Here is a 13,913-nt window from a genome sequence, read left to right as displayed (position 1 = left end):
TGCCCGCAATCAAGGGCAGCCTATGATCGGCGGATTACAGGGGATCACACATGTTCGCTTTTCGCCTCCCCGCGGCGGTTGCCGCGCTCATGACGGTCATTGCCACGCCCGCCGTCGCACAACCGGGAAATGCCGCCTCTTCAACGATCTACGGCACATGGATGAACCCATACAAGAGCGTTGCGGTCCGTACCGGACCCTGTGGCGATCGATTGTGCGGCTGGATCGTCTGGGCGAACGAGGAAGCGCAGACTGATGCGCGCGACGGCGGAACGCCCAAGCTCATCGGGACGGCGCTCCTGGAAAATTACCGTGTCGAGAAGCCGGGATCGTGGTCGGGCACCGTGTTCGTGCCCGACATGAATCGGCGCTTCTATTCGATCATTCAACAGGTTGGGCCGGATCAGATGAAGGTGAAGGGCTGTATCCTCGGCGGCCTGCTCTGCAAGTCGCAGTTATGGCACCGGATTGCGGACGTTCCTCATGCATGAGGCGAAGGAGTGGCTGGCGCGGCATCGCACCGCCCTGTCGCTCGTGACCGTATTGGTGCTGATCGGGCTTGGCTTCGCCGCGATGCAGCAGCTCACGCGCGAGCTGCATTTCTCGCACATTCGCGCGGCGCTACATGGCTTGTCCGCGTGGCAGATCGCGGCGTCCCTTTGCTTTACCGCGTTCAGCTATCTCACGCTGACCGGTTACGACGTTCTCGCGCTCCGGATTATCGGTCGCCCCTTGCCATGGAGGGTTGCGGCGTTGGCGTCTTTCACCAGCTACACGCTCAGCCACAATCTCGGTCTGTCATTGCTGACGGGCGGATCGGCGCGATATCGCATCTATACCGCCGCCGGTCTCGACGGACCGGATGTCGCGCGCGTGATTGGCATCGCCAGCGCAACCTTCTGGAGCGGGGTGGTCACGGTCGCGTCAGTCGCGCTGCTGGCACGCGATGGCCCGATTGATCTTGCGGGCTTCACGATTCCCGCTGCGGTATCGCACGGGATCGCGGCAAGTGCTCTCGTGCTGATCATTGCCGGTCTCATGCTGTGCGGCAATGCCCGCGGCCCGTTGCGGCTGTGGCGACTGAGTGTCCCGCTGCCCACGGTGCCGCAGGCTTTGGCGCAGATCGCGCTGGCGGTGCTCGACACCGGCACGGCCGCAGCGGCGCTGTTTGTGCTCGTCCATGGTGCCGAGCCGTCGCTGCTGCCTGCGTTCATCCTCGCCTATGCCCTTGGCATCGTCGCGGCGGTCCTCGCGCACGTGCCGGGCGGTATCGGCGTGTTCGAGGCGGTCGTACTCGCAGTGTTGCCCGGCGACCGCTCGGTCGCCTTCGCGGCGTTGATCGCCTATCGCGTCATCTACTATCTGGTGCCGCTGGCTGTCGCCGTCGCGATCCTCGCGTGGCGTGAAGGATTGCGACGGCGCCACCTGCTCAACCATCCGCTATCGTCGCGATTGCTGCGGGACGGGCGGGCGGTTGCCAATGGGATCGCGCCCCTCGCACTCTCCGCCGCGACCTTCATGGGCGGCGCAATGCTGCTCCTGTCGGGCTCGTTGCCGTCGCTTCATGCGCGCATGGGGGCGTTGGCATCAATCGTGCCGTTGCCGTTCATCGAGGCGAGCCATATCGCTGGCAGCCTTGTCGGCACCGGGCTGCTGTTGCTCGCGCCCGGCCTCTATCGACGGCTTGACGGTGCCTTCGTCGCGACGCGGGCGCTGTTGCTGGTGGGCGCGGCCTTCTCGCTGGCCAAGGGCATCGACTACGAAGAGGCGATTGTGTGTCTAACGCTGGCCGTGATGCTGCAATGGACACGCGGAGCCTTCTATCGACGCACCGCGCTGACCCAAATCCGCTGGTCGGCGGGCTGGTTGTCGGCGGTTCTGGTCGTGTTGGCCGCTGCGGTGTGGATCGGACTCTTCGCCTATCGTCGTGTCCCCTACGAAGACGATTTGTGGTGGCGTTTCGCATTGAAGGGCGATGCGCCTCGCTTCCTGCGCGGTACGTTGGCCGCGACGGTGGCGCTCAGCGCGGCGCTGGTTTGGCGCTGGATGCAGCCGCCCGGCGCACCCGAGCCGCGGGCGATCGATCCGGCGGCCCGCGCCCACGTGCTCGGCCTCGCCGACCGCACCGACGCGATGCTCGCGATGATCGACGACAAGCGGTTGCTCTTTGCTGAGTCCGGCGCGGCGATGCTGATGTATCAAGTGCGTGGCGCGAGCTGGATCGTAATGGGCGATCCGGTCGGTTCCAGCGACGACTGGCCGGAATTGCTGTGGCGGATTCGCGACAAGGCCGATCAGGCGCAGGGTCGATTGATGCTGTACCAGGTGACAGGGCCGGTGCTGGAGCTGGCGATCGGCATGGGGCTTCACGTCATCAAATATGGCGAGGAAGCGATCGTCGACCTGCCCAATTTCACGCTGGAAACGCCGCGCCTGCGATCGGTGCGCAAGGCGGAGCGGGCGGCGGCCCGGCGGGGACTCACGTTCCGGATCGTTCCTGCTGCGGCGGTCCCGGTGGTGGTCGACGAGCTAGCGGAGATTTCGGACGAATGGATGCGCGCCAAGGGGCATGCTGAAAAGAGCTTCAGTCTCGGCCATTTCAGCCGCGACTACATGCAGCGCTTCGACGTGGCGCTGGTGATGGATGGTGAGCGGATCGCCGCTTTCGCCAATCTGTGGCTGACCCAGAACCAGGCCGAGGCGTCAGTCGACCTAATGCGGCACCGTGACGATGCCCCGCATGGCACGATGGACTTCCTGTTTGTCAATATCCTGCAATGGGCCAAGGACCGTGGCTATCAGCGCTTCTCACTTGGCATTGCGCCGCTGTCCGGCATTTCGGGGCGGCGGCTGGCGCCGGCCTGGGCGCGCGCGGCATCACTGATCTTCAATCACGGAGAGCGCTTCTACGGCTTCCGCGGACTGCGTAGCTACAAGGAAAAATTCGCCCCCCGCTGGGAGCCGCGCTACATCGCCGGACCAAAGGGGATTGGGATGATCCGCAGCTTGCGGGACTTGTCGCGACTGATCGGGCACGCACCCGCCGCGTCGTGATCGACAGCGGCGAGCGCGTGGACTTCCTGTATCAGCTTTTCTTGGCGGTAAGATGTGCGCTGAGAAACTTGTTCATCTCGAACATGCTGGCGGACTTCTTGCCGAAGATTTTCTCCAGCTTGTCGTCCGCGTTGATCTGGCGACGGTCCTTGGCGTCCTGCAGATCGTGCTTCTTGATGTATTCCCACACCTTGCTCACGACCTCGCTACGCGGCAGGTCGTTCTTGCCGACGATTTCGGCCAGATCGGCCGAGGGGGTGACGGGCGCGGTGATCCCGCCGCGTGCGCCGCCGGCGGGCTTGCCGGTCGATTTGACCTTCTTCTCCGCGGCCTTGGTTTCGTCCTTGCCGCGTTTTTCCGCCGACTTCGCCATGTTAAGCTCCCTTCCTGAATTACTCTTGGATGGCGCAACACCCGGGTGCGGCGCAAGTTCATCCTGATTACGTCTTATCAGTGGTTTTGGCCCTCTGCACAAGGAAGCACGAGACGGAAGGTCGCGGCGACGGCTCCGGCGGGCGCGAGGGCTGTGCAACGAAGCTTTTTGGACCATGTCCGACCCCGGGATGTTCAGCCTTCCATGCTCACCTAGGCGGCCGGTCCGCCAGGTAATCAGGTGTCGGTGAGTTCGGCCCAGATCGGCAGATGGTCTGAGGCGATCCGGGCGGCAGGGGATTGATGAACCCCGCAGGCGTCGATCCGCAACTCGGGTGAAACCATGATACGGTCGAGGCGGGCAATCGGACGTCGCGCGTGAAAACTCGCGCCGGTATCCGCAAACCGGAACGATGAGCCGAAGTCGCGCAGGCATCCTGCGGCTCGGCTCCATTCGTTGAGGTCACCCATCATTACAGTCGGCATCGAGCGGACACTGGATGCGACATGCGACAGAATGGCCGCCGCCTGACGACGACGCCATAACCCCGACAGGTCGAGATGCATGCCGACAATGCGTACCGAGACACCACCAAGCGCGATCTCCGCCGAGACGGCACCGCGGGGTTCCAGCGCAGGCAAGTGCAATTGCTCACAGTCGAGAATACGCGCCGACTTGCGAACAAGGATTGCGTTTCCATGCCATCCCATGCTGGCGGCACGCGTCCCCAGCCCAACAGCCTGCCAGTCGCTGTGCTCCTCCAGCAGATGCGGAGTCAAAACAGCGGCGCGCTGCCCGAACCGGCGATCCGCCTCCTGCAATGCGACGAGGTCCGCGTCGATCTCGCGCAGCACCTGAAGGACCCTTTCCGGGCTGCGACGACGATCGGTGCCGATCGCCTTGCGAATATTGTAGCTGGCGACTTTCAACCTCATTGCCGGCGAAACGACTGAACGGGGCGTGGGTTGCAGGGCAAAGCATGCAAACGAGGATCGTTGGCGACTTAACCGCCGAGGAGGGGTAAAAGCAACGCGGCGAATTGCTTGGTCATTACAATGCATGACCTAAGTTTATGTGATGCGGGGGAAGTAATGATTCGTGCTACGGCGCGGGCGTGGTGGGTCGCGATGGTCAACGGCGTCGCATCGGTGTTGCCGGATGATCCGTTCAGCTCGAGGATCAGGGCGTACGTCTATTACCCGTTAGCCTTTAGCTTTGGAAAAAGGCCGACAATCAAGGGCGGTGGGCGGGTGAATGGCTATGGATTGCGGATCGGCAATCGCGTTTTCATCAATCGCAGCTGCTTTTTCGACCTGTCCGCGCCAGTCGTGCTCGGGGATGACGTGGTGGTGGGCCACCATACCGCCTTCGTCACAGCCGATCACGAGATTGGACCGCCAACACGCCGCGCGGGTGCGCTGAAGCGCGCACCGATTATCGTGGAAGACGGGGTGTGGATCGGTTGCCGCTGCGTGATCCTCCCGGGAGTCACAATCGGCAGAGGCAGTGTCGTCGCAGCGGGATCGCTCGTGCGCAAGGATGTGCCGCCACACAGCAGGGTTGCAGGGGTTCCGGCGGCGGAAATAGGCCAGAACGGTGAGATGGGACTCAACGGTCAGGTCGATGTGGATGACGGTGGTGCCGGTTGCAGGAATCGAACCCGCGACCTTCGGTTTACAAAACCGCTGCTCTACCAGCTGAGCTAAACCGGCCAGCCGTCACGCTCTCCATGCGTCAGCGAACGCCGAACGTCCAGCCCTCTGTCGCGGCGACGGCAGGTGTCATTGCTGCGGGTTGCCATAAGGCAGGATCACCAACAACGTGGCGCATCCATGCGGCGGTCATCAGTGCGTCGGTTGCATGATCGGTGTAGGCGGCGAGCGGTGCGTGGGGAGCGCTGCCTAGCATACGCAGGGCAGCGTCGAGTGATGCGCCGTCCCGCACCTTGCTGCGTCCGGCACGCAATCCCGTCGCTCGCGCCGCGATGGCAGTGTAGATTTCGACAACCATTGCGCCGGCTTCGGGGACCGGATCGAACGGCCAGACCGGAATACGGCCATCAAGGCGGTGAAGCAGGCGCATGCCGGCGAAACTCGCCTTGGAGACCTGTGCTGCTCCGATCGCATCGTAAACCGTCGACGGCTTAGTCGTACCATCGCCGTGCTGCTCGCAGACGCGCCAGTGCAAAAAGTCACGCTTCGCACCGTCATTTGCACCGAGATAGAAATGGGTGCCGCGTCGAGCCTCCACGAAATCAGCGGCGCCCAGATCACAACCGGCGGATCGTGCGTCGACATAGGCCCAGAGGCTTCTGGCATCGGCGGTGTCGGTCTCGCCGGGAAGATGCGCGCCGCGCGCAACGAACGGAGCAGCGAAGCTGAAGTCGAAACCGACGAGGACGGGCTCCGAGTCTTGCGCGAGCAGCCAGTCGAGCACCTCGGTGCGCGACCAGGCGGTGCCCGTGGGTGGGGCGACCAGAACCGGCGAGGCGGTGCCGGCGCTGCAACAGGCGACCGCAATTCCCTTGTGGCGTCCGCCGCGGGCGCCAGACCAGTCGATCGCCGCGAAGCGGGTGAAACGGTCGGGCGTGATCAAGGAGCGGCAATCACGTCGGCAGTGAAGCGCGCCACGTCGAAACGGGCTGCGCCGGGATCCTCGCCACGTCGGACGACAACCAGACGGTGCGCGGGGACCACCATGACATATTGGCCGCGATTCCCTTGGGCGGAATAGCTGCCGGCCGGCAGGCCCTGTGCCGGGCCGAACAGCCAGATCGACGCGCCATAGCCTTCGCTTCGCTCCGGCTGCGGGGCCTTCGCGGTGGTCATGTAGCGCATCCAGCCCGCCGGAAGCAGGCGACGACCCTGCCAGATACCGTCCTGCAACCAGAACTGGCCAAGCCGGGCGAGATCTCGAGCGGTCGTCCACATGTCGCTGGAGGCGATGAAATCATCTTGCCAGTCGCTCTGGGCTACGGTGTGGCGCATGCCAAGTGCGGTAAAAAGCCGCTGCGGCAATGCACGGTAGCGCACATCGCCAAGGGTGGCTCGCAGCGACTGTGCCGCCAGCAAAATATCGTTGTTCGCGTAGCGGAACCGCTCGCCCGGTCGCGAGGAAAGCGGCCAGGCTGGTACCTGTTCTCTGACGGTGGTGCCGCCGAAGTAGATCGCGTCGGTGCGATTGCCGGCGGTGTCACTGTGCAAACCCGACGACATCCGCAACAGATGATCGAGCGTGATACGGCCGCGCGGATCGGCACCGTATCGACTCCTCCATTGAGGAATGTCGGCGGGCCGGTTCGGATCGACACCGCTCATGCCGACCAGCGTGCCGGTAATACTCTTGGCGACGGACCAGGTGCGATTGGCGACAAACGGGCCGAAACCGTCGCGATAGCGTTCGGCGATCACGCTGCCGTCACGGACCACAACCACCCCGAGGGTGTCAGTGCCGCCGCCATACGTGCTGCCAAAGGCACGCTCTACGACGCGCTCCAGCGCCGCCGAGGGGCGTGGCGCTAATCCACCGTCGCCCATTGGCCATGCACGTGGATCGGGACCAGCGGGCGGGGCAGGGGGAATACGATCGCTACTCAGCGGCGGTGCGCCGATCGGCGCCAGCGTGCAGCCACGGCCCTTGCGCCATGTCGCATGACGTGGCTGGAGTTGCCGGTCGAACGCGACGCTGACAAGCCCCCGCCGCCGGTCGATACGGGCAGTGAGCGTGGGAACGATACCTTCATACTCGGGATAGATGCCCTTGAGTTCGACAGCCTCCACCTGTCGCTCGCTGCGGCCGGCGTTGAAGATGCCGCCACACAGGAAGGCCGCCTTGTAACCGGCAGCCACGGCGCGCACCCAGTTGGCGCGATCATCGGCGCGCACCGACTGCGGCGACTGGGCCAGTGCCGGCGCAGATGACAGGATCAAGGCGGAAAGCAGGAGAACGCGACGCATGCCAGCGTTCTTCCCATTCCAAGCCACGCACGGCAATGCGGGAATGGGTGCCTCGCGGCTCCGGCGCACGCGCCGAAGCCGCCTGCCGGTCATTGAACGGGGGCCGCGACCCGGCCGGTCCGCTCAAGTTTGCCCCAGCCGACCACCATGCCGCGCACCGCAGATGAAATGGCGCGGATCACCACGCCGTACATGATCTGGCGATAGACCAGCCGTTGCGCGATCAGCAGGAAAGCGGGGTAGCGCTCCTTGCGGCCGTCGAGGCGGAAGGCGATCCAGCCGCACAGCACCTCGACCGCGGTAAAGGCCAGCCAGTAAAGTCCCATCTTGCTGACGTCCCCGCTGGTCTGCGCCCAGCCGTGCTGGTGGATACGCAGCGCTGTTCCCACGATCGACAACACCAGGGTCAAGTCGATCAACGGCGAGATGGCGGCGAACAGGATCTGGAACAGCCAAGCCTGCGGCAAGCCGACCAGCGCCAGCCCGGAAGGCTTGCGCTTGCGCAGGATAGCGCGATGCTTCCACAGGCATTGCAGCGTCCCGAACGCCCAGCGGTAGCGTTGCTTGGCGAGTGCACGGAAGGTTTCGGGAGCCTCCGTCCAGGCCACCGCGCGCGGATCGTAGGTGACCCGCCACCCGGCACGCTGGATCGCAATCGTAAGATCCTGATCTTCGGCGAGCGTGTCTTCGGGGTAGCCGCCGACGGCGTCGAGCGCCGCGCGCCGCCATGCGCCGACCGCACCCGGCACCACCGTCATCGCATCGAAGCCGGCCAGCGCGCGACGTTCGAGGTTCTGCGCGGTGATATATTCGATGGCCTGCCAACGAGTTACGAGATTGACGCGATTGCCGACCCGCGCGTCGCCGGCCACCGCGCCAAGCCTCGGGTCCGCGAACCAGCGGACCAGGCGCGTGATCGTCTCGGGCTCGAACTGCGTATCCGCGTCGAGCGCGATCACGACCTCGCCGGTAGCCTGAAGAAGTGCGCGATTAAGCGCCGCCGCCTTGCCGCCGTTCTGTAGCGTCAGCAGCGTGACGCGCGGATCGTCGGCGAATGCGGCTGACACGGCCGCGCTGGTGCCGTCGCGCGAACCATCGTCAGCGACGATGACCTGCAGGTCGGGATAGTCGCTCAACAGCACGCGCGCTACCGAACTGGCGATCACCCGCTCCTCGTTGAAGGCCGGAATGATGACCGAGACGGTAGGCCGGTAGACGGGTGGTTCGCCGCGACGACGTCGGCTCTGGACCCAGGCGAGCGCCGCCATCAGGACCGCGCGCGCCATCCCAAGCCCGATCGCCAGATACGAAAGCCACCCAATCAGCGCGACGATCCCCGCGAGCACCACGAACATCGCCACGTCGGTGCGGACGGCGAGCAGGTCGCGCCCCTCGACTTTCGGCATTGCCTGCGCTTGGTTGAGTCCGGCCAATTGTGACACGGTGACGAAGCGATAGCCTTCGCCCTTCAGCGTGCTGATGATCCGAGGGAGCGCGGCGACGGTTTCCGATCGGTCGCCTCCGCCGTCATGAAGCAGGATGATGTTGCCCGAACTGGTCGACGTGGCATTGTGCACCTGATCGAGCACTTGTTCGACGACTGTATCGGTGCCGGGGCGTGCCCAGTCGTCGGGATCGACGTGCAGCCCCGTGACCGTGTAGCCGAGATTTTGCGCGATCAGCGCCGGCCCGAGTTCGTCCGTCGTGGTCGGTTCAGCGTCACCGAAATAGGGTGCGCGGAACAGCGTCATGCGACGCCCCGTATATGCCTCCACCAACCGCTGTGTGGTGTTGATCTCCAGCTGTGCCTGCCGATCCGAGACCGCCGCCAGATTTGGATGGCTGTAGGTGTGGTTGCCGATCTCGCCGCCGTCCGCGATGATGCGGTTGAGGAGGCCCGGCTCCTGAAGGGCATTTTGGCCAATGACGAAGAAGGTGCCGGGGATTTCAGCCTGTTCAAGCTCTTTAAGGATCTTCGGCGTCCAGGTCGGGTCGGGGCCATCGTCGAAGGTGAGCGCCAGCATCTTCGGATCTTGCGCACCGGTTCGGCGAACGACGAACGGGGTGGGCAAGGCCACATAATGTTCATCGGTGATGATGCCGTTCCGGTCATGCGTCACTTGGCGCACGCCCGGGGTCGGCGTCGCGGTGATGCGCAGGATCTCGCCGCTGCCCTCAACGTCGGCGTTCAGCAAGGCGCGCGGCGCGGACAGGTCGGGCTTTCCGCCGGTCCGCCAGGCGGTGAGGTCGGCCCAGAAGCCCGGATCCTCACTACCCAATCGCCACAAGGCGACATCGTCGATGCCAAGGTGCTTGAGCGCGACGAGTTCATTCCAGCTCGTCGCGGCGTCGAGCATCCAGATGGTATGGCGCTGCCCGTCTTCGTCATAGGCGAACCCCGCGTTCCCGGCGTTCCGATCGAACATGACCGGCGCCTGGCTGTCGTGCGCGGCGAGCCAGGCGTCCTCGATCGACAACGCATCGGTGTCGTCGCCGTGCCAGTCATAACCGTAGCTGCCGAGCGCCACGACCAGCTTGTCGCGACCGACGGTGCGGATCGCTTTGGCGACCTGATCGACGAACCACGCCTGACCGGCGATCGGGCCGGGGGTGCCGCCCTCCCAATGCTGGTCGTAAGCCATGAAGATTAGCCGATCGGAGACGCGCGCAAGCGCGGCGAGTGGCCAGGCATCGTCTTCGGCCGGCACCGTCACGGCGAGCTGTGCGCCCTTGGGCATTGCGGCCCGCACCTGCCGAAGGAAGCGCTGATAATCGCTCATCGATTGGGCGGGCAGTGTCTCGAAGTCCATGACCAGCCCGGCGCGACGGGTCATCGTGACATAGCGGCCGAGCTTGCGCGCGAACGCGTCCGCGGCGCGTGGGTCGTGCAGCAACGCCGCGGCGCCTGCGCCATCCCAGTCGCGATCGCCAAAGTTCTGCACCATCGGCAACACCTTCGGGGGATGCTTCATTGCAGCGATCATGCGGTCGAAGGCGGGATCAGGCACGAGATCGACCTTGTGCGATGGCCCCGACACGCTGATCGTTGCGGGGACGACCCAATCGAGGCTGGCGCTGTGCCGGCGCAGCGACGCGATGCTGGCGTCGTCGCCGGGAACGTAGAAACCGATCGAAAGCGGGGAGTGCGGATCGGCGGCGGCCGGCCGATGCGGCAGCCATCCGGCGATGCCACGACCGAGCGACTTTTCCATCCTCAATGCGGCAGCGCGCGGCTGCGGCAACGGCAAGGCCAGATCGCGTCCGCGAGGAACCCGGATCAGCGTGAGCGCGAAGACCGCAGAGCTGATGACGATGAGCACCAGCAGCGCCGCCAGCACCCGCTTCGACAAACGGCTGCGCCGGCCGGTGGGGTCAAAAAAAATCGGCAGGGTCATGGCTCAGCGGGCTCCCCGCGTCGCCGCGACGACGGTGTTCACGATCACGAATCAACTCCCGACGGGCAGATTGCCCAAGGATCGGGGGTATAGATGCCGATCAATGGAGATAGCGTGATGGGCAAATTACCTTTCGGTCATCCGCGTTCATGACCGATCGGTCATGAACGGCTCATCTTGCGTCGAGTCACAAACGGTTAGGGGTTGCCGTCGGAGGTTCATGTCATGTCAACCATGCCGCCCCGGCAGCATCAGATGCGCGACGGTTTTGCTACGGCAGTCGATCCCGATCTGCGGGCGGTCGGCTTGTTGGCGCTGCTCGTGATCCTTGCCGCCATAATAGGTGGTCTGTTCTGGTCCCGCTCGCTCGGAACGCACGCGGGCGGTCCGCGCGGGAGCGAGCGGATCGGCGCCACGCTGGCGCCTTTCGGAGGTGCCGCGGTAGTGGTCGACAGCGTTCGCGCGACTGGTGCCGCGCGACGGGGCGGGTTGCTGGTGGGCGACGTGATCGAGACCGTCGGCGGTACGCCGGTCCCCGACGTAGAGGCCGCGGATCACGCTTTGCTCGGGCAAAGTCTCGACATTCGTGTCCGTCGCGGCAAGAGAGAGGTCGACCTGCATCTGGACGCAGGCGGGGGAGACGGGCGTGGCCAACAAGGTCCTGCTGATCGAGGATGATGACGCCACCGCCGACTTCGTCGCGCGCGGGCTGACCGAAGAAGGATTCGTTGTCGATCGCGCGGCAAACGGACGCGATGGCCTGTTCCACGCGACCGACGGCACGTACGATTGCATCGTGCTCGACCGTATGTTGCCCGGCATCGACGGCATGGGCGTTCTTGGTGCGGTGCGGGCTGCCGGGATCGATACGCCGGTGATCGTTCTGTCGGCACTTGGCGCCGCGGACGATCGCATTCACGGCCTGACCAACGGGGCCGACGATTACCTCACCAAGCCTTTCGCGTTCGTTGAGTTGCTTGCGCGCATCCGGCTGCTGATCCGGCGCGGGGGTGCGGCCAAGGCGGTCGAAACGGTGCTGCGCTGCGGTGATCTTGAAATGGACCTGCTTGCCCGACGCACCAAACGCGCCGGCAAGGCCATTGACCTGCAGCCGCGTGAGTTCCGGCTGCTCGAATTCATGCTGCGTCATGTTGATCAGGTCGTGACTCGCACGATGCTGCTGGAAGGGGTCTGGGACTATCACTTTGATCCCGGAACGAACGTGATCGACGTGCATCTCAGCCGCTTGCGGAAAAAGGTGGACGACGGCTTCGACCGGCCGCTGCTGCATACCGTGCGAGGGGCAGGGTACCGGCTCGGTCTCGATCCGTAAGGTCGGTCGCTCACGATGTTGCGCTCCGCAACCTTCCGCTTCGCCGCGCTGGTGTTTCTACTGCAGATGGTCAGTGCCGCAGCGTTGATCGTGACGATCGGTATGGCGGTTCGCCGACAGCTGCAGGTCGACGCGCAGCGCACCGTGGCGGTGCTTAGAGACGATCTGCGTGCCAGTTACGCGGCCGGCGGAGCCGGGGGTTTACGTCGCGAGGTGGCGCTGCGCACCGGGCAATTGATTACGCCGGGAACGGTGTTGTTGCTCGTCGACCGAAATGGCGCGCGACTGGCAGGCAATCTTGACGCCTGGCCGCCGAGTGTCGTTCGCGACGGTCTTGCAACCGATGTGACGCTGTATAGGTCTGGGTTGACCATCGCCGAGCCAATGCACGTCGAGGCAAATCGTCTCCCGGGTGGCGAACGATTATTGGTCGGGACCATCGTCGCCGGCGAGCTGCGCGCGATGCGGATGCTGGAACAGGTGAGCGGCGTGGCGCTGCCGTTGGCGCTGATCTTCGCGGCACTGGCGGCGTGGATCGCCGCACGCACGATCGTTGCGCGTCTTGAGGAGCCGCTCGCGGCGCTAAACGCGGTGGCAGCGGGCGATCTGGGGGCGCGCGTGCCCGCCGACGGATCGCGTGACGCGCTGGCGACGCTCGGTGTGGCGATCAACGGTGCGCTTGAGCGTGTCGAGACGTTGATGGGCGAATTGCGCATGGCCACCGACGGCTTGGCGCATGATCTGAAGTCGCCGCTGACGCGCCTGCGGGTGGTGCTCGAGCGGGCGGCCGTCCGGGTTCGTGATCCGGCGGCGGTCGAGTCCCTCGACCGCGCGCTGGCGGAGGCCGATCGGCTGTTCGCGCTCGTGCAGACCGCGCTTAGCATAACTCGGGCTGAGGCGGGGATCGGGCGCGAATATTTCACCATTGTCGACTTGGCAGCCGAGCTGGAGGCCATCTGCGAAATGTATGCGCCGCTTGCGGAGGATCAGGGCCGCAGCCTGTCGGTCAACGTCGGGCGCACCTGCCTTGTATCGGTGCACCGCGAACTGCTGGCGCAGGCGCTCGGCAACATTATCGACAATTCACTGAAATACGGCGCGGGACCGATCACGCTCGCCCTACGGTCCGACGATACGTCGGTTGCGCTGACGATCGCTGATCGTGGCACGGGTATACCGCGAGCACGGCACGAGGATGCACTTCGGCGCTTCGGCCGCTTGGATGATGCGCGGCAAGGCGGCGGGGCGGGGTTAGGCCTTTCGCTTGCGGCTGCGGTGGCGCGGCTTCACGACGGGGTGTTAGTTCTTGCAGATGCCGCGCCGGGGCTGTCGGTCACGATCACTTTCCCGCAGTCTTGACCGAGCGCGAACTCAGGCAAGGCCGATTTTTTTGGCTGATCAGTTCGCGTCTCGGTGCAGCCGGTGAGCAAGAGGGAAATCGAGCACCTTGCCGCCGTGCCAGCCACGTAGAGGCCTTCGCGTGCAGGGGCAGTTTGAGGCGCCTATAAAGCCCGGCAGCTTTCGTCGTTCCACTTTTTTGACAAAAACTGCAAAAAAGGGCTTTACGCGCTCAGGCGCCTCCCCTAGATGGGTGTCACCGCAGCGGCGGACTGGTTCTTCCGGTTCTGGATCGCCGCGGTGATCGCAAGGATAGGCGCTGGCCTCAGCTACCGAAAGGTAGGCGTGAGGGTGGCGCCGGTTTTTGCCGCTCTTTGACATTGTAGGTAAGATGAAGGGACATGTGGGCGGCGGCTCTGCGGGTTCTGTGCATTCAAGGTGCATGGGGTTCGTCAGAAGTTAAG

Annotated in this window: 11 protein-coding genes, 1 tRNA gene and 1 pseudogene; 5 read left to right on the top strand and 8 right to left on the bottom strand. The window is 64.7% G+C overall.

What is annotated here, in order from left to right:
* Positions 1–50 precede the first annotated feature (50 nt).
* Both ACI2JO_RS00065 and mprF read left to right on the top strand, forming a co-directional pair.
* On the top strand, positions 51–491 hold the full coding sequence (locus tag ACI2JO_RS00065) for a DUF2147 domain-containing protein (RefSeq protein WP_404718725.1): 441 nt from the start codon (positions 51–53) through the stop codon (positions 489–491).
* Positions 484–3,054 (top strand): bifunctional lysylphosphatidylglycerol flippase/synthetase MprF, encoded by a 2,571-nt coding sequence (gene mprF, locus ACI2JO_RS00060; protein WP_404718724.1) that lies wholly within the window; start codon positions 484–486, stop codon positions 3,052–3,054. The genes ACI2JO_RS00065 and mprF overlap by 8 nt, the downstream gene beginning before the upstream one ends.
* A 31-nt stretch (positions 3,055–3,085) precedes the next feature.
* Here the strand turns inward: mprF and ACI2JO_RS00055 are convergent, their stop codons facing one another.
* The 3 genes from ACI2JO_RS00055 to ACI2JO_RS00045 all read right to left on the bottom strand — a co-directional run bounded on the left by ACI2JO_RS00055 (position 3,086) and on the right by ACI2JO_RS00045 (position 4,812).
* Entirely contained in the window at positions 3,086–3,427 is a 342-nt protein-coding gene (locus ACI2JO_RS00055) for an SWIB/MDM2 domain-containing protein (protein WP_404718723.1), read from the bottom strand.
* 236 nt (positions 3,428–3,663) lie between these two features.
* The gene (locus tag ACI2JO_RS00050) at positions 3,664–4,362 is read right to left on the bottom strand and encodes an endonuclease/exonuclease/phosphatase family protein (protein WP_404720294.1); all 699 of its coding nucleotides are present in this window, start codon (positions 4,360–4,362) and stop codon (positions 3,664–3,666) included.
* A gap of 267 nt (positions 4,363–4,629) precedes the next feature.
* Entirely contained in the window at positions 4,630–4,812 is a 183-nt protein-coding gene (locus tag ACI2JO_RS00045; RefSeq protein ID WP_404718722.1) for a hypothetical protein, read from the bottom strand.
* Here ACI2JO_RS00045 and ACI2JO_RS00040 point away from each other — a divergent pair.
* Positions 4,756–4,953: pseudogene (locus ACI2JO_RS00040) on the top strand (DapH/DapD/GlmU-related protein); the annotation flags it as partial. The gene ACI2JO_RS00045 and the pseudogene ACI2JO_RS00040 overlap by 57 nt on opposite strands.
* A 110-nt stretch (positions 4,954–5,063) precedes the next feature.
* Here the strand turns inward: ACI2JO_RS00040 and ACI2JO_RS00035 are convergent.
* From ACI2JO_RS00035 to ACI2JO_RS00015, 5 genes are all read right to left on the bottom strand, one after another.
* Positions 5,064–5,139: transfer RNA gene (locus ACI2JO_RS00035), tRNA-Thr, on the bottom strand.
* Positions 5,140–5,161: 22 nt separating this feature from the next.
* Entirely contained in the window at positions 5,162–6,019 is an 858-nt protein-coding gene (locus tag ACI2JO_RS00030; protein ID WP_404720293.1) for a hypothetical protein, read from the bottom strand.
* Positions 6,019–7,476 carry a serine hydrolase domain-containing protein gene (locus ACI2JO_RS00025; RefSeq protein WP_404718721.1) on the bottom strand — a complete coding sequence of 486 codons (1,458 nt, stop codon included), beginning with the start codon at positions 7,474–7,476 and terminating at the stop codon, positions 6,019–6,021. Before ACI2JO_RS00025 ends, ACI2JO_RS00030 begins: the two co-directional genes overlap by 1 nt.
* Positions 7,473–10,778, bottom strand: a complete 3,306-nt coding sequence (locus ACI2JO_RS00020; RefSeq protein WP_404718720.1) for a glycosyltransferase — start codon at positions 10,776–10,778, stop codon at positions 7,473–7,475. The genes ACI2JO_RS00025 and ACI2JO_RS00020 overlap by 4 nt, the downstream gene beginning before the upstream one ends.
* A 228-nt stretch (positions 10,779–11,006) precedes the next feature.
* On the bottom strand, positions 11,007–11,399 hold the full coding sequence (locus ACI2JO_RS00015) for a hypothetical protein (protein ID WP_404718719.1): 393 nt from the start codon (positions 11,397–11,399) through the stop codon (positions 11,007–11,009).
* A 25-nt stretch (positions 11,400–11,424) separates the two neighbouring features.
* Here ACI2JO_RS00015 and ACI2JO_RS00010 point away from each other — a divergent pair, with 25 nt between their 5' ends.
* Complete coding sequence (locus ACI2JO_RS00010) at positions 11,425–12,111, top strand: winged helix-turn-helix domain-containing protein (protein ID WP_404720292.1); 687 nt, start codon at positions 11,425–11,427, stop codon at positions 12,109–12,111.
* A gap of 15 nt (positions 12,112–12,126) precedes the next feature.
* On the top strand, positions 12,127–13,470 hold the full coding sequence (locus ACI2JO_RS00005; RefSeq protein ID WP_404718718.1) for an ATP-binding protein: 1,344 nt from the start codon (positions 12,127–12,129) through the stop codon (positions 13,468–13,470).
* Positions 13,471–13,913 lie beyond the last annotated feature (443 nt).

It is taken from the genome of Sphingomonas sp. NPDC079357 (genome assembly GCF_044901155.1).
Taxonomy (GTDB): domain Bacteria; phylum Pseudomonadota; class Alphaproteobacteria; order Sphingomonadales; family Sphingomonadaceae; genus Sphingomonas.
This window is presented reverse-complemented; position numbering and strand designations above follow the sequence as displayed.

What these genes read in the sequence shown, in the direction of transcription:
- mprF (WP_404718724.1), top strand. Translation starts at nt 484, where the DNA reads ATGCATGAGGCGAAGGAGTGGCTGGCGCGGCATCGCACCGCCCTGTCG.
- ACI2JO_RS00050 (WP_404720294.1), bottom strand. Translation starts at nt 4,362, where the DNA reads ATGAGGTTGAAAGTCGCCAGCTACAATATTCGCAAGGCGATCGGCACC.
- ACI2JO_RS00025 (WP_404718721.1), bottom strand. Translation starts at nt 7,476, where the DNA reads ATGACCGGCAGGCGGCTTCGGCGCGTGCGCCGGAGCCGCGAGGCACCC.
- ACI2JO_RS00065 (WP_404718725.1), top strand. Translation starts at nt 51, where the DNA reads ATGTTCGCTTTTCGCCTCCCCGCGGCGGTTGCCGCGCTCATGACGGTC.
- ACI2JO_RS00020 (WP_404718720.1), bottom strand. Translation starts at nt 10,778, where the DNA reads ATGACCCTGCCGATTTTTTTTGACCCCACCGGCCGGCGCAGCCGTTTG.
- ACI2JO_RS00005 (WP_404718718.1), top strand. Translation starts at nt 12,127, where the DNA reads ATGTTGCGCTCCGCAACCTTCCGCTTCGCCGCGCTGGTGTTTCTACTG.
- ACI2JO_RS00015 (WP_404718719.1), bottom strand. Translation starts at nt 11,399, where the DNA reads ATGCAGGTCGACCTCTCTCTTGCCGCGACGGACACGAATGTCGAGACT.
- ACI2JO_RS00055 (WP_404718723.1), bottom strand. Translation starts at nt 3,427, where the DNA reads ATGGCGAAGTCGGCGGAAAAACGCGGCAAGGACGAAACCAAGGCCGCG.